At 72.7% G+C, this 19,303-nt stretch carries 18 protein-coding genes; 7 read left to right on the top strand and 11 right to left on the bottom strand.

Translation table 11 applies throughout. The features are described 5' to 3' along the window. Positions 1–434: 434 nt before the first annotated feature. From ACLQ2W_RS21655 to ACLQ2W_RS21630, 6 genes are read right to left on the bottom strand one after another with little or no spacing between them, the layout of a single operon-like run. Positions 435–1,769: a glutamate mutase L gene (locus ACLQ2W_RS21655; RefSeq protein WP_425788072.1), complete on the bottom strand. Its 1,335-nt coding sequence runs from the start codon at positions 1,767–1,769 to the stop codon at positions 435–437. A 46-nt stretch (positions 1,770–1,815) separates the two neighbouring features. Then, the gene (locus ACLQ2W_RS21650; protein WP_425788070.1) at positions 1,816–2,214 is read right to left on the bottom strand and encodes a hotdog domain-containing protein; all 399 of its coding nucleotides are present in this window, start codon (positions 2,212–2,214) and stop codon (positions 1,816–1,818) included. Then, on the bottom strand, positions 2,211–2,963 hold the full coding sequence (locus ACLQ2W_RS21645) for an OAM dimerization domain-containing protein (RefSeq protein ID WP_425788068.1): 753 nt from the start codon (positions 2,961–2,963) through the stop codon (positions 2,211–2,213). The genes ACLQ2W_RS21650 and ACLQ2W_RS21645 overlap by 4 nt, the downstream gene beginning before the upstream one ends. Further along, positions 2,960–4,519 (bottom strand): lysine 5,6-aminomutase subunit alpha, encoded by a 1,560-nt coding sequence (locus ACLQ2W_RS21640; RefSeq protein ID WP_425788066.1) that lies wholly within the window; start codon positions 4,517–4,519, stop codon positions 2,960–2,962. The genes ACLQ2W_RS21645 and ACLQ2W_RS21640 overlap by 4 nt, the downstream gene beginning before the upstream one ends. Then, the gene (locus ACLQ2W_RS21635; RefSeq protein WP_425788064.1) at positions 4,516–6,087 is read right to left on the bottom strand and encodes an amidohydrolase; all 1,572 of its coding nucleotides are present in this window, start codon (positions 6,085–6,087) and stop codon (positions 4,516–4,518) included. The genes ACLQ2W_RS21640 and ACLQ2W_RS21635 overlap by 4 nt, the downstream gene beginning before the upstream one ends. A gap of 4 nt (positions 6,088–6,091) precedes the next feature. Next, a complete protein-coding gene (locus tag ACLQ2W_RS21630; RefSeq protein WP_425788484.1) occupies positions 6,092–7,141 on the bottom strand; it encodes a zinc-binding alcohol dehydrogenase in 1,050 nt (349 codons plus the stop codon). Between the two features lie 155 nt (positions 7,142–7,296). Here ACLQ2W_RS21630 and ACLQ2W_RS21625 point away from each other — a divergent pair, with 155 nt between their 5' ends. Beyond that, the gene (locus ACLQ2W_RS21625; protein ID WP_374709240.1) at positions 7,297–8,703 is read left to right on the top strand and encodes a KamA family radical SAM protein; all 1,407 of its coding nucleotides are present in this window, start codon (positions 7,297–7,299) and stop codon (positions 8,701–8,703) included. Positions 8,704–8,766: 63 nt separating this feature from the next. Here ACLQ2W_RS21625 and ACLQ2W_RS21620 read toward each other — a convergent pair whose 3' ends face one another. Next, positions 8,767–8,961: a CsbD family protein gene (locus ACLQ2W_RS21620; protein WP_091057359.1), complete on the bottom strand. Its 195-nt coding sequence runs from the start codon at positions 8,959–8,961 to the stop codon at positions 8,767–8,769. Positions 8,962–9,118: 157 nt separating this feature from the next. Here ACLQ2W_RS21620 and ACLQ2W_RS21615 point away from each other — a divergent pair, with 157 nt between their 5' ends. After that, positions 9,119–9,730 carry a histidine phosphatase family protein gene (locus tag ACLQ2W_RS21615; protein ID WP_425788061.1) on the top strand — a complete coding sequence of 204 codons (612 nt, stop codon included), beginning with the start codon at positions 9,119–9,121 and terminating at the stop codon, positions 9,728–9,730. Here ACLQ2W_RS21615 and ACLQ2W_RS21610 read toward each other — a convergent pair. The 3 genes from ACLQ2W_RS21610 to ACLQ2W_RS21600 are packed head-to-tail and all read right to left on the bottom strand — an operon-like array spanning position 9,660 to position 11,593. Next, positions 9,660–10,166: an Lrp/AsnC family transcriptional regulator gene (locus ACLQ2W_RS21610; RefSeq protein WP_425788059.1), complete on the bottom strand. Its 507-nt coding sequence runs from the start codon at positions 10,164–10,166 to the stop codon at positions 9,660–9,662. The genes ACLQ2W_RS21615 and ACLQ2W_RS21610 overlap by 71 nt on opposite strands. A gap of 59 nt (positions 10,167–10,225) precedes the next feature. Then, on the bottom strand, positions 10,226–10,441 hold the full coding sequence (locus ACLQ2W_RS21605) for a DUF433 domain-containing protein (RefSeq protein WP_107156812.1): 216 nt from the start codon (positions 10,439–10,441) through the stop codon (positions 10,226–10,228). A gap of 9 nt (positions 10,442–10,450) precedes the next feature. Further along, a complete protein-coding gene (locus tag ACLQ2W_RS21600) occupies positions 10,451–11,593 on the bottom strand; it encodes an acyl-CoA dehydrogenase family protein (protein WP_425788056.1) in 1,143 nt (380 codons plus the stop codon). A 246-nt stretch (positions 11,594–11,839) separates the two neighbouring features. On the opposite strand from ACLQ2W_RS21600, the gene ACLQ2W_RS21595 reads away from it, so the two are divergent. The 5 genes from ACLQ2W_RS21595 to ACLQ2W_RS21575 are packed head-to-tail and all read left to right on the top strand — an operon-like array spanning position 11,840 to position 18,971. Continuing rightward, positions 11,840–12,310: a hypothetical protein gene (locus ACLQ2W_RS21595; RefSeq protein ID WP_425788482.1), complete on the top strand. Its 471-nt coding sequence runs from the start codon at positions 11,840–11,842 to the stop codon at positions 12,308–12,310. Next, complete coding sequence (locus tag ACLQ2W_RS21590; RefSeq protein WP_425788054.1) at positions 12,310–13,707, top strand: hypothetical protein; 1,398 nt, start codon at positions 12,310–12,312, stop codon at positions 13,705–13,707. Before ACLQ2W_RS21595 ends, ACLQ2W_RS21590 begins: the two co-directional genes overlap by 1 nt. Next, positions 13,704–15,023, top strand: a complete 1,320-nt coding sequence (locus ACLQ2W_RS21585) for a VWA domain-containing protein (protein ID WP_425788052.1) — start codon at positions 13,704–13,706, stop codon at positions 15,021–15,023. Before ACLQ2W_RS21590 ends, ACLQ2W_RS21585 begins: the two co-directional genes overlap by 4 nt. Positions 15,024–15,036: 13 nt before the next feature. Further along, positions 15,037–16,149 (top strand): ATP-binding protein, encoded by a 1,113-nt coding sequence (locus tag ACLQ2W_RS21580; protein ID WP_425788050.1) that lies wholly within the window; start codon positions 15,037–15,039, stop codon positions 16,147–16,149. After that, a complete protein-coding gene (locus tag ACLQ2W_RS21575; RefSeq protein WP_425788048.1) occupies positions 16,146–18,971 on the top strand; it encodes a hypothetical protein in 2,826 nt (941 codons plus the stop codon). The genes ACLQ2W_RS21580 and ACLQ2W_RS21575 overlap by 4 nt, the downstream gene beginning before the upstream one ends. Here ACLQ2W_RS21575 and ACLQ2W_RS21570 read toward each other — a convergent pair. Continuing rightward, positions 18,958–19,290, bottom strand: coding sequence for a cupin domain-containing protein (locus tag ACLQ2W_RS21570; RefSeq protein WP_425788046.1), 333 nt, complete (start codon positions 19,288–19,290; stop codon positions 18,958–18,960). The genes ACLQ2W_RS21575 and ACLQ2W_RS21570 overlap by 14 nt on opposite strands. Positions 19,291–19,303: the final 13 nt, after the last annotated feature.

The following is a 19,303-nucleotide window of genomic DNA, read 5'->3' as shown; positions in this document are numbered from 1 at the left end:
AGGCGCCCGTAGGTGCCCCGGCGACGGAAATCGGGGCGCGGCCCAAGCCGCGCCCCGATGCTCCCAGGCCCTCCCCGGCCGGTGGGGCGAGGACGATCGGCGCCGACCTTCGGACCGACCGGACGTGGACTGGCTGCCCCCGCCTGGCCGTTGTCTACTGGCCGTTCCTCTCACCCTGCCCGTACACCGGTAACCGCGACCGGTTCGCGCCGCCCCGCCGACCCCCGCCCGCTGGACCTGGCCGCCGCAACCTTCCGGTCACTCGGCCAGCGGACGAGAGGACGAAACGAACAACAGCCGCTTCCCGTGGTAGGACTCAAAGACGGTACGGCGTGCACCCCCGCCGCTGTCAACCCACCCCGGCCTGTCGTGTGTTGCGCCACGGCGTGTCGCGTCGGCGCGTCTCGATACGCCGACACCCGACGGCCGCCCGCTCAGCCGGCCAGATGCCGACGCAGCAGGGCCGCCGCCGCGCCCGGATGATCAACCGCGAGCAACCCACCGGCGGCCAGCACGTAGTCGACGTCGACGACGGCGCGCGCCGCCCGCGGCAGCGGCCACCCCCCGGCGTGGTCACCGAGCACCGCCGCGAGCACACCGGCGGCGTCGACCGGCGCGGCGTGCCGCAACACCCCACCGGAGCCGACCATCACCTTCACGTCCCGCAGATCCCGGCCGGCGCGTTCACCGGTCGCCGCGCCCCGGGCATGCCGACGCAACGCCACCGTCGCGGCCAGCCCGGCGATCCGCCGCTCCGCCGCCCGGTCGGCGTCGTCGACGGGCAGGAACCCGGGATCCGCGGCCCGCACCGCCGCCGCAGCCGCCAGGTCGTCGGCCTCCCCCACCGCGAGCAGCCGCTCCTCGACGGCGGCCCGCACCACACCCGGGGCGCTCCACCGCATCCCCAGATCCCCCTCGACGGTGCGGGCCCGCCACAGCGTGCCGGCGACCTCCTGGCCGGGACCGCTGTCCCGCTCGTCGGGCGTGAGCACCGAATAGACGTCGGTGGTGGCGCCACCGACGTCGACGACGGCCAGGTCCCCGCCGAGCGCGTCGGCCAGAGCCTCCACCCCGGTGAGCACCGCGTCCGGGGTGGCCGCCCGCACCAACCGGGCGAAACGACCACCGCGGGACAACTTCTTCCCACCGATGACGTGCCGCAGGAACACCTCCCGGATCGCCGCGCGGGCCGGGCCGGGCGTCAGCACCCCGATCCGCGGCAACACGTTGTCCGCGGCGGTCACCGGCACCCCCGCCGCGGACAACACGGCACCCAGATCGCCCCGCACGTCGACGTTGCCGGCCAGCACCACCGGCACCCGCCAGCGCGCCCGCGCCAACCGGGTCGCGTTGTGGGTGAGGGTGTCCGCGTCACCGCCGTCGGTGCCGCCCACGAGCAGCACCACATCGGGCCGGGCGGCCCGCAACGCCGCCAGGTCGGCCCGCCCGAGCCGCCCGGCCGCCACGTGCACCACATTCGCCCCGGCGGACAACCCGACCCGCCGGCCCGCCTGCGCCGTCACCAGAGGCTCGTAGCCGACCACGGCCAGCCGCAGCCCACCCCCCGCCGACGAACACACATACCAGGGCAGGTCCCCGCCGGCCAGCCCGCCGGTGGCAGCGCCCACCGCCGCGTCCAGACCGTGCAACACGTCGGTGCCCACCGTCGTCGGCGCGGCCGCCGCGCCGACCAGCCGACCACCGTCGAGGTCCACCACCGCGGCCTTCGTGTACGTCGACCCGACATCGGCGCAGACGGCGAGGTTCACGCGCCGCTGCCCTTCGTCAGCGACCCCGGGCGCCGCAGAACCATGCTCACGCCGCTGGAGGAACGACCACCGTGCCGGTGGCGGTGACCGCCACGACCGGCTCGGCGAGCACCTCGGCGGCCGACTCACCCCGGTCGGGGCGGCCCCGGCACACCACCCGCGCGGCGAAGTCGATGGTGCGGCTGCGAGTGCCGACCCGGATGACGGTCGCGACCACCTCCAACACGTCACCGGCCTTCATCGGCGCCCGGAACTGCACATCGGAGTAGGACGCGAACAACCCCTCGTCACCGTCGGTACGGATGCACACCTCGGTGGCCACGTCCCCGAACAACCCCAACGCGTACGCCCCGTCCACCAGGTTCCCGGCGTAGTGGGCGTGCGAGTACGGCACATACCGGCGGTGCGTGACGGTCAACCCCACCCGGGGATCCTGCTCGCTCAACTGCTCGCCTTCCTGGAAGTGATCAACGCGTGCACGAGGTAACTGGCCACCTCACCCGGAGTCGTCCCGCGACCGAAGATCCGGTCCACGCCCAACTCGCCGGTCATCGTCTCGTCGAAACGCGGCCCACCCACGATCAGCAGGGGCCGCTTCCCGGCCGGCATCGCCTCCCGGAACGCCGCCGACATCTCCCGCGTGTTGTGCAGATGCGCGTCACGCTGCGTCACCACCTGCGACACCAGCACCGCGTCGGCCTTCTCCTTCCGGGCCGCCTCGACCAGCTCCGGCACACTCACCTGCGCACCCAGATTGCTGACCTTCAACTCCCGGTAGTACTCCAGACCCTTCTCCCCGGCGATGCCCTTCACGTTCAGGATCGCGTCGATGCCCACGGTGTGCGCGTCCGTGCCGATACACGCCCCCACCACCGACAACTTGCGACGCATCCGCTGCTTCACCACCGTGTTGACCTCCTTGGCCGACAGCAGCGGAAAGTCCCGCTCCACCACCTGCACCCTGTCCAGGTCGACCAGGTGGTTCACCCGCCCGTACACCACGAAGAACGTGAACCCGTCCCCGATCGGCTTGGCGTGCACCAGCATCGCCGGATCCATGCCCATCTTGTTCGCCAACTGCACCGCGGCGCCCTCGGCCCGCTTGTCGTGCGGCACCGGCAACGTGAACGACACCTGCACCATGCCGTCACCCGTGGTGTCCCCGTACGGCCGCACCACCGTCTTCCCCGTCATGAGGGCTGCTCCAGGATCTCCGTCGCCGGGTTGTAGTAGTCACCCTCGTGCCGCGCCACCCCGTCCAGACCCTTGCCCCGGTCCGCCGGCCGCTTCATGATCCCGAACGTGCCCTCGGCGATCGCCGTCAACAACGACTGCTCCCCGATCCGCTCCAACAACTCCACCGCCTCACCCAGCACCCGATGCGCCCGCTGCTGGATGAACCCGCCCGGCGCCGGCACGAAATCCTCGTGCAACCCACCCGCCGCGCCCAACACGTACCGCACGTTCTGCAACGCGACGTCCCGGTCCGACAGCCACGGCGTCACCACCGCCTCCGTCATCATCCCCACCAGCAGAATGCCCTGCCCCGTCATGGTCCCGACCAGGTTGAAGAACCCGTCCAACAGGTTCCCCCGGAACACGTCCCCGGTCATGTGCTTCGTCGGCGGCATCCACTTCAACGGCGCGTCCGGGAACAACTCCCGCGCCAACAACGCGTGCGCCAACTCCAACCGGAACGACTCCGGCACATCCGGATTGATCTCGAACGCGTGCCCCAGCCCCAACAAGCCGTCCGACAACCCCGCCTCGTGCGCGAAGAACTCGTTGAGCAACTGCGACACCGTCACCGTGTGCGCCTCGTCCACCGCATCCGCCGTGGTCAGGTAGTTGTCCTCACCGGTGTTGATGATGATCCCCGCCCGCGCGTGCACCTGCCGCGAGAACCGCTGATCCACGAACGTCCGGATCGGGTTGATGTCCCGGAACAGAATCCCGTACATCGAGTCGTTGAGCATCATGTCCAGCCGCTCCAGGCCCGCGAGGGTCGCCATCTCCGGCATGCACAGCCCCGACGCGTAGTTCGTCAACCGCACGTACCGGCCCAACTCCCGCGACGTCTCGTCCAACGCCGCCCGCATCAACCGGAAGTTCTCCTGCGTCGCGTACGTGCCCGCGAACCCCTCCCGGGTCGCCCCCTCCGGCACGTAGTCCAACAACGACTGCCCCGTCGACCGGATCACCGCGATCACGTCCGCGCCCGCCCGCGCCGCCGCCTGCGCCTGCGGAATGTCCTCGTAGATGTCGCCCGTCGCCACGATCAGATAGATCCACGGCCGCTGCTTCGGATCCCCGTGCCGCCGCACCAGCCGATCCCGCTCCGCGCGCCGCCGGTCGATCTGCCGGATCCCCGCCGCGACCGCCTTCCGGGCCGCCCGGCGGGCCGCCGTGGCCGCCTTCGAAGACGGCACCCCGAACCGCACCGACCCCGCCGCCGCCTTCTGCGCCAGCAACGTCACATCCGAGATGCCCTCCCGCGCCAACGCGTCGAACACCGGCAACGCCACCCCGTGACCCAGGCCCACATCCGCCACCACGGCGTCCACCAGACGGTTCACCCACGGAATACCGTCCGGGTCCGCGCCCGACACCCCGGCCAGCCGCAGCACCGCCCGCTCCACCGACACCGTGGTATGGCTGCGCGCCAGATCCACCACCGGCTGCCCCGCCCGACGCGCCAACTCCCGCGCCCGCGACACCAGCACCGGATCCAGCCCAAGCTTCCCTGTCACGAAGACCCTTCCTGATAGATCACGTCACCGCGCAACACCGTCGCCCGACACACCGGCAGCGGCGTCGCATCATCCGGCCCCCGCAACTCCGGATCCGCCGCCAACACCACCGGCAACCCCCGGTCCACCCCGGCCGGCGCATCCCACACCGCGAACGTCGCCGGCGCCCCCAACGCCAGCACCCCCTCGCTGTCCAGATGCACCGCCCGCCACCCGCCGCGGGTGTGCGCCGCGAACGCCGCCCGCACACTCATCCGCTGCGACGGATTGTGATGCGCCGCCGCCGCCCGCACCGAACCCCACGGATCCAACGGCGTCACCGGCGAATCCGAACCGAACGCCAACGCCACCCCCACCCCGTGCATCGCACCCATCGGATTCGACTCCAACGACCGGGACAAACCCAACCGCGACTCGTACATCCGACCCGCGCCACCCCACAACCTGTCGAACGCCGGCTGCATCGACGCCACGATCCCGAACTCCACGAACCCGGCGATCAACCGCTTGCTCATGATCTCCGCGTGCTCCACCCGGTGCCGCGCCGCCCGCAACCGCTCCGTGCCCACCTTCTCCGCCGCCGCCGCGAACCCCGCCAACACCGTGCCGATCGCCGCGTCCCCGATCGCGTGGAACCCGCCCTGCATCCCGTGCGCCGCACAGTCCAACAAATGATCACGAACCTGCTCCGCCGACACGTACCCGTGCCCACACGCCCCCGGCTCCCCGTCCAGATACGCCGCCGACACGTGCGCCGTCCGCGACCCCAACGCCCCGTCCGCGAACAGATCCCCACCCGCACCCACCGCACCCAACTCCCGGGCCTTCGCCGCACCCAGCAACTCACCCCAGTACCCGTACACCTCCGGCACCCCGGCCCCCGAGATGCCCAACAACCCGGTGAAGTCCTCCTCGTCCGAAATGCCCGGACCACCGCACTCGTGCACCGCCGCGATACCCAACGACGCCGCATGCCCCAACGCCCGCCGCTGCGCCGCCACCCGCTGCGCCCGCGTCACCGACCCGAACGCCGCCGCCCGCACCACATGATGCGCGTCCCGCCGCAACCAACCCGACGGGTCGTACCCCGCCACCGACGACACCTCCGGACACGCCGCCAGCAACGCCGCCGACACCAACGCCGAATGGATCGACGCCTGCGACAGATACACCCGCCGCCCACCCGCCGCCCGATCCACCGCCGCCGCGTCCGGCACCACCGGCGTCACCCACGTCGACTCGTCCCAACCGTGCCCCAACACCACCGCGTCACCCGGCAACCCCGCCGCGAACGCCGACACCGCGTCCAACAGCTCCCCGGCCGACCGCACCCCCGACAGATCCAGCCCCGACAACGCCAGACCGGTATCCGTCGCGTGCACGTGCGCGTCCACGAACGCCGGCGTCACCAACGCGCCGTCCAACTCCACCACCCGGTCCGCCGACGGCGCCTCCGCGTCCGCACCCAACCAGGCGATCCGCCCGTCCCGCACCAACAACGCCGTCGCGCTCGGCTCGGCCGGACAATGCAACACTCCACCGCGGTACAGCGTCGAGGGGTTCGTCATGACCTCAGTCTGCCGCCAGCCGCGCCTCGAACAGACCACGCACCCCCGGCTCGGCCCGCAACAACTCCAACGCCAGCTCCGCGTGCCCCGGCACGAACCCGTTCCCCACCAGCATCGTCACGTCCGCCGCCAGACCCTCCGCCCCCAACGCCGCCGCCGCGAAACTCGTCGCCATCGAGAAGAAGATCACCGTCCCGCCGTCCGCCGTGGCCAACACCGCGCCGTGCTCACACCCCGGCACGTCCACGCACACCACCGTCACGTCCGCCGGCACCCCCAACGCCGTGGTCACCGCCGACGACAACCCCACCGGATCCCGCGCGTCCGCCAGCGCCACCGCGTCGGCCAACCCGGCCCCCGTCAGCGCGTCCCGCTCCGCCGCCACCGGCACCACCCCGACCGTACGACCCGCGCCCGCGCGCCGCGCCGCCGCCAGGGACAACGACCCGCTCTTACCGGCCCCACCGATCACCGCCACCGACACCGGACGCGCGTCACCCGCCCGGGCCCGCCGCGCCACCTGCTCGGCCACCACCCGCGCCGTCAACGCCGGCGCCCCACACACGTCCAGCACGGCCAGGGACAGCTCCGGATGCAGATCCGCCGGCAGCACCGCGGCGATCGACCGGGCGAACAGGATCGCGTACCCGTCACACGGCACCTGCTCGCTGCGCCCGTCCCACCGGGCCAGCCCGTCGGAGATCGTCAACGGCGTCAGCGTCAACGACACCAGCGTGGCCACCCGGTCGCCCGCGCGCAGCCCCAGCGGGGACCGGCGGCCCGCCTCCTCCACCGTGCCGATCAGCATCCCGCCGGACCCGGTCACCGGGTTCTGCATCTTCCCCCGGGTCGAGATGATCTCCAGCACCTCGGCGCGGACCTTCTCCCCGTCCCCGCCGTGCTTCTCCGCCAGCTGCCGGAAACTCGCCGCGTCCAGGTTCAGCCGCTCCACCCGGATCCGCACCTCGTTCGCCGCGATCCGCGGGTCGGCGTCCAGCCGCCAGGCCGCCTGCGGCAGCACCCCCGCCGGTTCCACGACTCGGTGCAGACCCACCGGTGACGTCACGCCGACCCCCTACGTCCAGCCGCCCGAACCCCGGGGTGGGGTTCGCGTCGCGGGAAAACTTACGGCAGACTAATTTCTTCACCGCAGATTTTCCAGTAGCCTTCGCAAGGTTGATCAACCCGCACCGCAGACGAGGAGGGGCCGTGACCCAGACCCAACCGGTGGAGACCATCCCGACGCCCCGCTCCACGCCGGTCGCCGTCCCCGCCGCCGGACAGCCCTACGAATACCGGCGCGCCCCCCTGGTCGAGCCCGACTGGACCCGCTTCCCCGGCTGGCGCCACGTCACTCGCGAACAGTGGGAGAACGCCCAGTGGCAGCGCGTCAACTGCGTCAAGAACATCAAGCAGCTCCGCGCCGTCCTCGGCGACACCGTCGACGAGACCTTCTACGCCGACCTCGAAGCGGACCAGAAGGCCCTGGCCACCATGTCCATGCTGGTGCCGCCACAAATGATCAACACGATGGTGCCGTTCGCGCCCATGACCACCGAGGCGCTGCTCGCGGACCCGATCCGCCGCTACATGATCCCGGTCGCCTCCGACCGGCGCACCGACTGGCCCTCACACCCCTACGCCAGCCGCGACAGCCTCCACGAACACGACATGTGGGTCGCCGAGGGCCTCACCCACCGCTACCCCACCAAGGTCCTCGCCGAGCTGCTCTCCACCTGCCCGCAGTACTGCGGCCACTGCACCCGCATGGACCTCGTCGGCAACTCCACCCCCGCCGTCGACAAGCTCAAGCTGACGCTCAAGCCCGTCGACCGCTACGACGCCCACATCGCCTACCTCAAGGCCCACCCCGGCGTACGCGACGTGGTCGTCTCCGGCGGCGACGTCGCCAACGTGCCGTGGCGCAACCTTGAGTCCTACCTCATGCGCCTGCTGGAGATCGAAACCATCCGCGACATCCGGCTCGCCACGAAGGCCCTGATGGGCCTGCCCCAGCACTGGCTCCAGCCCGACGTCGTGGAGGGCCTCGAACGCGTCGCCCGCACCGCCGCCCGGCGCGGCGTCAACCTCGCCATCCACACCCACGTCAACCACGCCCAGTCGCTGACCCCGCTGGTCGCCAGGGCCGCCCAGACCGCCCTCGACGTCGGCGTCCGCGACGTCCGCAACCAGGGCGTGCTGATGCGCGGCGTCAACGCCACCAGCGCCGACCTGCTCGACCTCTGCTTCGCACTCCAGGGCGAGACGGGCATCCTGCCGTACTACTTCTACATGTGCGACATGATCCCCAACGCCGAGCACTGGCGGGTCCCGGTCTGGCACGCCCAGCAGCTCCAGCACGACATCATGGGCTACCTGCCCGGCTACGCCACCCCGCGCATCGTCTGCGACGTGCCGTTCGTCGGCAAGCGCTGGGTGCACATGCTCACCGACTACGACCGTGAGCGCGGCATCTCCTACTGGACGAAGAACTACCGCACCTCGATCGAGTCCGCCGACCTGGAGGCGCTCAACAAGCGCTACGCCTACTACGACCCGATCGACACGCTGCCCGAGGCCGGCCAGTCCTGGTGGCACGCCCACCGCGACGACTGACCCGCGCCGACACACACCCGAAGGCGGGCCACCGGCACTCCGGTGGCCCGCCTTCGTCCGTCGTCACTTCTCGAACGCGTCCTTGACGTCGCGGCCGGCCTGCTTCACGTTCTCCCCGGCCTGCTTGGCGCGCGCCGTGCTCTGCTCGCTGGCACCCTCGGCCCGCAACCGCTCGTTGTCGGTCACGTCACCGATGCGCTCCTTGGCCATGCCGCTCATTTCCTGGGCCTTGTTCTTCGCCTTGTCGGTGAAGCTCATGTCGCCCTCCTCGTCTGGGCTGCGCGTTCCTCTGTCGCGTCCCCGGTGTCTCGGATCGCAAACACGTGCGGTGGCGCACCACCGTTAAGGCATCCTAGGACAATAGGGTGAAGGTGAGTGCCGGGCGGGGCCGGTACCCGCGTGGTTGACTGAGCCGATGAACGAGATCCTGCTGGTGCGGCACGGCGAAACCACCTGGAGCGCCAGTCACCGGCACACCTCGTACACCGATCTGGAGCTGACCGCCGACGGTGAGCGGCAGGCCCGCGCGCTCGCTCCCCTGCTCGCCGGCCGGCGCTTCGCGCGCGTGCTGTCCAGCCCCCGGCAGCGGGCCACCCGCACCGCGCTGCTGGCCGGGCTCACCGTCGACGCCACCGACCCCGAGCTGGCCGAGTGGAACTACGGCGAGTACGAGGGCCGCACCACCGCCGACATCCAGCAGGAACGACCGGGCTGGAGCATCTGGACCGACGGCGGCCGCGGCGGGGAGTCACCGGACGACGTCGGGGCCCGCCTGGACCGGGTCCTCGACCGGGTGGTCCCGCTGCTGGAACACGGCACCGTCGCGCTGGTCGGGCACGGCCACAGCCTGCGGGTGCTCGGGGCACGCTGGATCGGGCTGCCGCCGTCGGCCGGCGGGCTGCTGCGGCTGGACACCGCCACGCTCAGCGTGCTCGGTCACGAGCACGGCCGGCGGGTCATCCAGCGGTGGAACCTGCCGGCTCCGACGACGGCCGGGAACGGCCCCGACCAGGCGGCTCGCCACTGATCTTCGGCGGCCGGTTCTCGTAGGGCGTGGACAGCACCACTGTGGTGCGGGTGGTGACGTTCGCGGCGATGCGGATCTCCTGCAGCAGCCGTTCCAGGTCGGCCGGGCCGGCCACCCGCACCAGCAGGAGATAGAAATCCTCCCCCGCGACCGAGTAGCAGGAATCGATCTCGGGCAGGTGGGCCAGCCGCTCCGGCGCGTCGTCGGGCTGCGACGGGTCGAACGGCCGGATCGCCACGAAGGCGGTCAACGGCAGCTCCAGCGCCTCGAACGACACGCGGGCGGCGTACCCCTTGATCACGCCGCGCTGCTCCAGCCGGCGGACCCGCTGGTGCACGGCGGACACCGACAGGCCCACCCGCTCGGCCAGATCCGTGTACGACAGGCGACCGTCCCCGGTCAGCGCGGCCACGATCGCGCGGTCGATCTCCTCCACGCGCTGCAACCTACCGGAGATAGCGCTCCCACGCCGTACCCGCCTCGCCGCGGTGACGCTCAGCGGGCCGTGCGGTCGCGGACCGCGTCGGCGGCGTAGTTCAGCACCTCCACCATGTCCTCCTCGTCGAGGAACGGCAGATCGGTGAGGATGTCCGTGACGGACATGCCGTCGGCCAGCATGGCCAGCAGCGTGGCCACCGGCACGCGGGACTGCCGCACGCAGGGCGCCCCGCCCATCACGTCGGGGTCGGCGGTGATCCGGGGGAAGGTCACCGCGACAGGCTAGCCCTTCGCCAGGGCGCGGGAGATGACCAGCCGCTGGATCTGGTTGGTGCCCTCGACGATCTGCAGCACCTTCGCCTCGCGCATGTACCGCTCGACCGGGTGGTCGGCGACGTAGCCGGCGCCGCCGAGCACCTGCACCGCGTCGGTGGTCACCCGCATCGCCAGGTCGGTGGCGAACAGCTTCGCCTTCGCCGCCTCGATCGAGTACGGCCGGCCCGCGTCGCGCAGCCGCGCGGCCGCCAACAGCAGCGCGCGGGCGGCGGAGATGCCGGTGGCGTGGTCGGCGAGCATGAAGCCGAGCCCCTGGAAGTCGACGATGGCGCGGCCGAACTGCTGCCGCTGGCGCGCGTAGTCGACCGCGTAGTCCAGCGCGGCCTGCGCCAGGCCGACCGCGCAGGCGGCGATGCCGAGGCGGCCGGAGTCCAGCGCCGACATGGCGATGGTGAAACCGGCGCCCTCGCCGCCGATCAGCCGCTCGGCCGGCACCCGGGCGTCGTCGAACGCGATCTGCGCGACCGGGGAGGCGTGCAGGCCCATGGTGCGCTCGGCGGCCTGCGGTGCGATGCCGGGCGTGGCCCGGTCGGCCAGCAGGCAGGAGATGCCCTTCGGGCCGGGCCCGCCGGTGCGGCAGAAGATGTTGTAGAAGTCGGCGACCCGGGCATGGGTGATCCACGCCTTGGTGCCGGTCACCACGTAGTCGTCGCCGTCGCGGACCGCCCGGGTGGTCAGCGACGCCGCGTCCGACCCGCCCTGCGGCTCGGAGAGGCAGTACGCCCCGAGCAGCTCCCCGCCGATCATGTCGGGCAGCAGCTTGCGCTGCGCGTCGGTGCCGAACTGCGCGAGGGGGTAGCAGGACAGCGTGTGCACGCTGACCGCCTCGGCCACGGCCAGCCACCGGCTGGCGAGGATCTCCAGCACCTGGAGGTACACCTCGTACGGCTGGGCGGCGCCGCCGTGCTCCTCGGCGTACGGCAGGCCGAGCAGGCCGGCCCGGCCCAGTGTGCGCAGCACGTCCCGGGGGAACTCGGCCCGCTCCTCGAAGCCGGCGGCCTTCGGCGCCAACTCCCGGTCGGCGAGCTCGGTGGCGAGCTCCAGCAGGTCGTGTGCCTCGTCGGTGGGCAGGATCCGGTCGACGTTCATAGCGCGATGAGCTCCAGGGGTGGGTGAGCCGGTGCAGCGTCCGGGTCCGGACCCTGCCAGCTTAACGGTCGTTTGGGCGGCGGTGGGAGTCCGCGTCGCTGTCGTACCCGTGGTCCATGATCCTTGTCGTCACAGCGGCACGGAGCACGGGCCGGCGACGGCGTTCCGGCGTGCCCGGCGACGCCCACCGGCGGGAAGGTCGAAACGATGACGGAGCCGACGGACGCCGCACGGCGACGACGGAGCGTGCTGCGGGTCGCGCCCCCGGCGCGGGCCCGCAAGTTGGCCAAGGTGCCCTTCGTGGAGCTGGCCGACGGCCGGTTGCAGGGGGTGGTGTCCAGCGGGTCCGACGTGGAACGGGTCTACGTCTCCTCGGTGACCGCCGGCAGCCACGCGGTCAACTGCAGCACCAACAACAACCGCCCCTGCGGCGGCCTGCGCGGCAGCCTGCTCTGCAAGCACCTGCACGCGCTGGCCGACGAGGCCGTGCTCCAGTACGGCGTCGAGCAGGTCGCCCGCTACCTGCGCATCGACACCGGCGACGGCGTCGACAACGGCGTCGCGCTGCTGGCCCGCACCGACGCGCGGCACGAGCCCGGGCCGGCGGCGGTGGTGTTCAGCCGCTTCCTGCGCCACCTGGCCTACCTGGAGGTCCCGCCGAGCACCGCGCCGGTGCCCGAGCTGCACTGGTTCCCGGCCACCGCGGCGGTGCGCTGATGCTCGCCGCGCAGCTCACCCAACTCGACGACGGCGCACCCGCCGGCCTGGCCGAGGCGCTCGCCGTGGTCGACGGCGTCGACGACTCGCTGACCCGCGGGCTGGCCCGGCCGGGCGAGCCGGACGCCGCCGCCTGGGCGGCGCTGGCCGCCGCGGTCGACGGCACCCCGCTGGCCGAACGCGCCGCCGAGGCGGTACGCGCCGCGACCACCGGCGCGCTCACCGAGGACCACCTGGCCGTCCTCGCCGGCGCCCGCGCCGCGCTGCTCGGCGCCGTCCACGACGCGCTGCTGGACCGGCTCGACACCGCGCTGCACCGCTCCCGCGCTCCGTGGGCCGCCGCGCCGTCGGCCGCGCCGGGCACCATCCCCGCCCTGGCCGGGGCGCGTGCCTGGCTGCACGAGCTGACGCTCGCCGGCTGGCGGGGCGCCGACCACGAGCTGCTCTCCGGCGCCGCCGGGCCGGTGGAGGCCACGCTCGCCGAGCCCTCCCAGCGCCGCCTCGCGGTGCTGCTCGACGGTCTCGCCGCCGAGCTGCGCGCCGGCCTGCCGGTGACCGCCGCGACGCCGGTGCCCACCCGCCGGTGGGCCGACCTGTGGACCCGGGCCGTGCTGCTCGCCGCCGGCGCCGCTACCGAGGCCGCCCCGGCGGAGACGGTGTCCGGCCGGCTGCTGCCGCTCGGCGTCGACGTGCACGAGCACGACACCGCGTTCCAGGCGCAGCTGCACGCCCTGCTCGAACCGGCCGGCGGCGGCCCGGGCCGGCTGGTCCGGGTCACCGTCGTCGCGGCCAAGGTCGCCACCATCGTCGGTCCGGCCGGCTGGCGGCTGCTGGAGGCGTACCCGGTGCTGCTCAAGGCCCTCGCCGAGCGGCGGGCCGTGACCGTCACCGACCTGCCCGCGCACGGCGGCGACCTGCACTGGGTCGAGGATCGCGCCGTGCTCGGCGACCCCGCCGACCCGTTCGCCACCGCCCGGGTGCTGCTCGCCGACGCGACCGCGCCGGCCACCCCGCCGCTGCAACGCCACCCTGCCGCGCTCGCCGAACCGGTCCTGGTCGAGGGCCGCGTCGTCCGCGACGACGACGGTGAGCCGGTGGTCGCGCTCGACGGCCGGACGATCCCGCTGGCCGTCGACCGGCTGCCCGCCGCCGGGCCGCTCACCCCGGCGCTCGTCAACGCCGCCACCGCGTGCCTCGGCCTGCTCCGCTGGGACGACGACCGCTGGCTGCTGCAACCACTCGCCGTGCGGGCCACCGTCAAACGGCAGACCGTCGAGGCGCACAACGGTGACTGGGCGTGCGGCGTCACCGACCCGAAGGTGGCCAAGGCCGAGGCGCGGGCCGGCGACGCGGTGGCCGTGCTGCGCGAACGCGCCGGAAGGTTGCTGCGCCGATGACCGCCGACCGCGACCACGCCAACCGCCGCCAGGTGCTCTACTGGCGACTGCTCGCCCGCCTGTTCCACCCCGACGAGCAGCCGGCGCTGGAATCCGCCAGCGTCGCCGTCGTCGACGACCTCGACCTGCCCACCGCGCTGCTGGACCCGGCCGTCTCCGTCGACACCGTCGTCCAGCGCTTCCCGGCGCTCGCCGACGAGCTGCGCGACCTGCTCACCCCCGACCCCGACGCACCGGCCGGCCCCTTCGAGCCCACCGAGACCGAGGTACGCCGGGCCGCGCTGGCCTCGAAGCTGCTGCTCAACGTGTTCGCCACCGGCGCCGGCGAGGTCAGCGCCGGGCAGCTCGCCCGCTGGCAGGCCGACGCCGGCTGGTTCGAGCAGGCCTGCGGCGTCGCCCCCGGGGAGCTGCGCCGCGACGGGACCGGTCTCGGCGCCACACTCGCCGGCCTGGAGGGCGACCTGGTCCGCCGGATGCGCCTGCGGGAGGTGCTCGCCGACCCGGCGCTGGCCGCCCGGCTCACCCCGAGCATGTCCCTGATCGAGCAGCTCCTGCGCGACAAGTCGAACCTGTCCGGGGTGGCGCTGGCCAACGCCAAGTCACTGATCCGCCGCTACGTCGACCAGGTCGCCGAGGTGCTGCGCACCCAGGTCGCACAGACCACCGTCGGCACGGTCGACCGCTCGGTGCCACCCAAGCGGGTCTTCCGCAACCTCGACCTCGACCGCACGATCTGGCAGAACCTCACCAACTGGAGCCCCGACGACGAACGCCTCTACGTCGACCGGCTCTACTACCGGCAGACCGCGCGCCGCACCACGCCGTCGCGCCTCATCGTGGTGGTCGACCAGTCCGGCTCGATGGTCGACTCGATGGTCAACTGCACCATCCTCGCCTCCATCTTCGCCGGGCTGCCCAAGGTCGACGTGCACCTCATCGCGTACGACACCCGGGCGCTGGACCTCACCCCGTGGGTGCACGACCCGTTCGAGGTGCTGCTGCGCACCAACCTCGGCGGCGGCAACGACGGCCCGGTCGCCATGGCACTGGCCCGCCCCAAGATCGTCGAGCCCCGCAACACGGTGCTGGTCTGGATCTCCGACTTCTACGAGTTCGACCGCTCCCAGCCGCTGTTCGACGGCATCGAGGCCGTGCACCGCTCCGGGGTGAAGTTCATCCCGGTCGGCTCCGTCAACAGCTCCGGCAACCAGAGCGTCAACCCCTGGTTCCGGCAACGCCTCAAGGACCTGGGCACCCCCGTCATCTCCGGCCACATCCGCAAGCTCGTCGTCGAGCTGAAGAACTTCCTCACCTAGGAGAGCACCCCTGATGTCCGACATGCTCCGCGCCCCCGCCGAGGTCACCTACGCCGACGAGCTGGCCTACCTCGAGTCGGTCGACACCGGGCCGAAGCCGTTCTCCTGGCGCCTGAGCCCCCGCATGGTCCGGCTGTTCGTGCTCGGCTCCGAACGCGCCGACGGCCTCGACCGGGAGATCCCGCAGAAGTGGTTCGGCGACCGCAGCTTCGTCGAACGCAGCATCGTCACGCTCGCCTCCGACCGGGGCCTGCTGCTCATCGGCGACCCGGGCACCGGCAAGAGCTGGCTCGCCGAGCTGCTCTCGGCCGCCATCTGCGGCAACTCCACCCTGGTCGTGCAGGGCACCGCCGGCACCACCGAGGACCACATCAAATACTCCTGGAACGTCTCCATGGTCATCGCGCGCGGCCAGTCCCGCGAGTCGATGATCCCCTCGCCGATCATGACCGCGATGGAGCAGGGCGTCATCGGCCGCTTCGAGGAGCTGACCCGCTCCACCAGCGACGTCCAGGACGCCCTCATCTCGATCCTGTCCGAGAAGTACGTCTCCATCCCCGAGCTGGACCAGGACAAAATCGTCTTCGCCCAGCCCGGCTTCTCGATCATCGCCACCGCGAACAGCCGCGACCGGGGCGTCAACGACCTCTCCTCCGCGCTCAAGCGCCGGTTCAACTTCGTCCGCATCCCGGTGGTCACCAACAAGCGCAGCGAAGCCGAGATCGTCCGCTTCCGCACCGAGGAGCTGCTGCGCCGGCACCGCATCGAGCTGGAGGTCCCGCCCACCCTGCTCGACATCCTGCTGCAGAGCTTCGCCGACCTGCGCGCCGCCGCGTCCGCCGCCACCAGCGACGACGAGAAGCTCGAGTCGGCGCTGTCCACCGCCGAGCAGATCGGCGTGCTGGAGGACGCCGTGCTGCACAGCCAGTTCTTCGGCGACCGCACCCTGCGCGCCGGGACGCTCGCCGGGTCGCTGATCGGCTCGCTGGCCCGACGCAGCCCGGAGGACCTGGCCATCCTCAACAAGTACCTGCACGGCGTCGTCGAGCCCCGGGCCAAGGCGGACGGCGGCGAGTGGGACGGCTTCCTCGACGGCGGCCGCCAGGCGATCGCGTCGCTGTCATGACCGCACCCGCCCCGACCGGCCTCTTCGGCGCGCTGCGCGAGCAGCTCACCGACGCCGCCGCCGCGTTCGCCGAGTCCCCCGACGCGCTCGCCGGGATCCTCGCCGGCATGGTCGACGACGTCGACCGGGCCCTCGGCGAACGGCTGGAGATCTTCCCGGTCTGCCACCACTCCCCCGCGTCCGCGCTGGCCATGGCCCGGCGACTACGCGGCCGCCCACCCAAGGTCATCTACCTCGAACTCTGCGAGGACCTGCGCCCCCTCCTCGACGAGCTGCGCAACTGCCGCCTCCCGGTGGCCGTGCAGGCGTTCGCCACCGAACTCGACGGCTTCCCCGCCGAGTGGAGCCCGCTGAGCGTCATCGCCCCGATCACCGAGGCCTCCGCCGAATACCAGGCCATCGCGTACGCGCTGGACACGCCCGGCGTCGAGCTGGTGCTGGTGGACCGCTCCACCGACCACGTCTTCCAGTGGACCCCGCGCGACGACCAGCCGGCCGACCCCGACCCGACGCCGGCCGCCGACGAGGACGCCGCGCTGCACGGCGACGCGGTCGGCGTGGAGATCGGCGACCTGCGCCCCCGCTTCGCCGAACTGGAAGCCCACCTGCTGCACCACGGCAAGGTCCGGCACTGGTCGGAGTGGTGGGACCAGTACGTCGAACGCCCCCTCGCCGACGCCGACCACGACACCTACCGGCAGGTCATGGTGCTGATCGGCAGCCTGTTCCGGCGGCTGCGCCCCACCCGGTCCGCCCGCGACGACCGCGACGAGGACCGCGAACGCCACATGTGGACGCGGATGCGCCAGCACCTCGCCGCCTCCGGCGCCGACCCGGCCGACTGCCTCTACGTCTGCGGCGCGTTCCACGCCGCCAGCCACGTCGAACAGTTCGGCCTCGACTCCACCGCCCCGGACTTCCCGATCAGCCCCCGCACCGGCACCCGCTGGCGCTACGGCCTCATCCCGTCCAGCCACTCCGCCATCGAGGCGCAGTTCGGCCTCGCCCCCGGCACCGTCTCCATCGCGGCCGCGAACTGGGCCGCCGCGGTCGGCCGCACCCGGCTCACGCCGTACCGGCTGGCCGGACAGCAGACCGGCAAGAAGAGCCGCCGCACCCGGGCGACCCCGACGGCCACCCCGCCCGACGAGACCGCCGACCGGCTCAGCGGCTTCCTCGCCGCGCCACCGGCGCTCGACGCGCTGGACGAGGCGGAACTGCGCGGCTGGTGCGTCGACATCGTCCGGCTCGCCCGCCGCAACGGCTACCTCGCCAGCACCGCCGACGCGATCGCCGTGTTCGAGACCTCGATCCTGCTGGCCAACCTGCGCAACCGGGCCAAGCCGACCCCCTACGACTTCGCCGACGCCGCGGTCACCTGCATCGAGAAGGACGTGGTGCCGGGCCGACGCGACGTCCGCCGGCTCTGCGAGATCCTGCTCGGCGGCGACCGCGTCGGCCAGGTCGGATACGACTCGCTGCCGCCGCTGGCCCGCGACGTGCTCGACCGGCTCCGCCCGCTCGGGCTCGACCTGGAGCGGCGTACCGTGCAGCGGGCGCTGCTCGACCTGCGCGCCGACCCGGCGCTGGAACCCTGCTCCGACCTGCTCTGGATGCTGCGCCACCTGCTGCCCGCCGACGCGGTCCGCCCGATCATGGGCGAGCGCCGCCTCGGCCACCGCTCCACCCAGGAGAGCTGGGACCTCGCCCTCGGCCGCAACCAACGCGCCCTCATCGAGCTGGGCTACGAGGGCGTCACCGTCGAACAGGTGCTGGAGCAGCGGCTACGGCGCGCGGTCCGCGGCCCGGACGCCACCGCCGCCCGCGCGCTCGCCGCCGTCGAGGACGCCATCCGCCTGCTCGACAGTCCCCGGCTGGTCGACGAACTCGGCGCGCGGGCGGTGGAACTGCTCGCGGCCGAACGCACCGTCGACGACGCGCCGGAGGTGCTGCGCCGCATCCGGCGGCTGCTCGCCCACCACCGCACCACCGCGCCGACGCTGCCGGCCTGGTGTCAGGCGTTCGTCACCACCGGGTACGCCCACTACTGCACGCTGCTGCCCACCGCGTTCGTCGACGAGGCCACCGGTGTCCGCCAGGTCGGCGCCATGCTCGGCTTCCTGTTCCACATGGAGAGCCTCGCGCTGTCGCTGGGCTGCGACCGGTCCCAGCTCGAACTGGCCGTCGCCCAGGCCCACCCCGAGGCGCCGGCCAAGCTGGCGCTGCTCTGGGCCGCCCGCCACCAGCTCGGCCTGCTGCCGCTGGCCCAACTCCGGGAAAATTGCGCCGAACTGCTGGGCAACCCGCTTGTGGTGCCGGCGTTCCCGCAGTACCTGTCCGGGTTCGTGCACGCCCTCGACCCGGTGCCGGGGCTGGCGCCGTTCGTGGTGGAGACCATGTCGGCCGCGTTCGCCGGGCTGCCGGACCCGGTGTTGTTGCCGTGGCTGCCCACCCTGATCACCACGCTGCGGGAGCACGGCCCGGAGCTGGTGCCGCTGCTGGTCAAGGAGGCGGAACGCACCTTCCCCGCCACGCTGCCCGAGCTGGACGCCTGGACACCGCCGTGGGCCGCCGCACCCGCCGCGCCCACAGCGGCACCGCCGCCGACCCAGGCGGGCCCGGTGGCCGGCATGCTGGTCGCCCACCCGGCCGCGCTGGACGCGGTGGCCGCGTTGCTCGGCTGCGACGCGCCGTGGCGCTCCCCCACCGGGCCCGACCAGCCGACCGGCGGCGGCTCGCCGCTGCTCGCCGCGTATCCGGACACCGCCGACGCCGTGGTGGCCCTGCTGACGCCGGACCGGCCCGAGGTCAGTACGGGGTGACCAGGGGCCGGCTGTCGTCCACGAAGTACGACGAGAGCATCCGGGTCTCGACGTCGCCGACGTTGCGCGCGTTGTGCACGACGCCCGGCGGGATCAGGAACGGCTCCCCGCCCGCCACGGCGAGCGCGGGCCGGTCGTCGAACTCCATCACGATGTCGCCCTGGATCAGGTAGCCGACCTCCTCGCCGGGGTGGCTGTGCCGTCCCGACTGGCTGCCGACCGGAATCTGGAACAGGGTCTGCACGATCAGGCGGCCGGGCACCTCGGCGTGGACGCGCTGCAACTCGGTGCGGGTGACGCCCTCGGTCGACGGCTCCATGACGGCGTGCTCC

This window comes from Micromonospora sp. DT227, assembly GCF_049841835.1.
Lineage (GTDB): Bacteria > Actinomycetota > Actinomycetes > Mycobacteriales > Micromonosporaceae > Micromonospora.
The sequence above is the reverse complement of the archived record's forward strand: the minus strand, read 5'-3'. Positions and strand labels throughout refer to the sequence as shown.

What these genes read in the sequence shown, in the direction of transcription:
- ACLQ2W_RS21645 (WP_425788068.1), bottom strand. Translation starts at nt 2,963, where the DNA reads ATGACGGGGAAGACGGTGGTGCGGCCGTACGGGGACACCACGGGTGAC.
- ACLQ2W_RS21635 (WP_425788064.1), bottom strand. Translation starts at nt 6,087, where the DNA reads ATGACGAACCCCTCGACGCTGTACCGCGGTGGAGTGTTGCATTGTCCG.
- ACLQ2W_RS21620 (WP_091057359.1), bottom strand. Translation starts at nt 8,961, where the DNA reads ATGAGCTTCACCGACAAGGCGAAGAACAAGGCCCAGGAAATGAGCGGC.
- ACLQ2W_RS21615 (WP_425788061.1), top strand. Translation starts at nt 9,119, where the DNA reads ATGAACGAGATCCTGCTGGTGCGGCACGGCGAAACCACCTGGAGCGCC.
- ACLQ2W_RS21600 (WP_425788056.1), bottom strand. Translation starts at nt 11,593, where the DNA reads ATGAACGTCGACCGGATCCTGCCCACCGACGAGGCACACGACCTGCTG.
- ACLQ2W_RS21590 (WP_425788054.1), top strand. Translation starts at nt 12,310, where the DNA reads ATGCTCGCCGCGCAGCTCACCCAACTCGACGACGGCGCACCCGCCGGC.
- ACLQ2W_RS21585 (WP_425788052.1), top strand. Translation starts at nt 13,704, where the DNA reads ATGACCGCCGACCGCGACCACGCCAACCGCCGCCAGGTGCTCTACTGG.
- ACLQ2W_RS21580 (WP_425788050.1), top strand. Translation starts at nt 15,037, where the DNA reads ATGTCCGACATGCTCCGCGCCCCCGCCGAGGTCACCTACGCCGACGAG.
- ACLQ2W_RS21575 (WP_425788048.1), top strand. Translation starts at nt 16,146, where the DNA reads ATGACCGCACCCGCCCCGACCGGCCTCTTCGGCGCGCTGCGCGAGCAG.
- ACLQ2W_RS21570 (WP_425788046.1), bottom strand. Translation starts at nt 19,290, where the DNA reads ATGGAGCCGTCGACCGAGGGCGTCACCCGCACCGAGTTGCAGCGCGTC.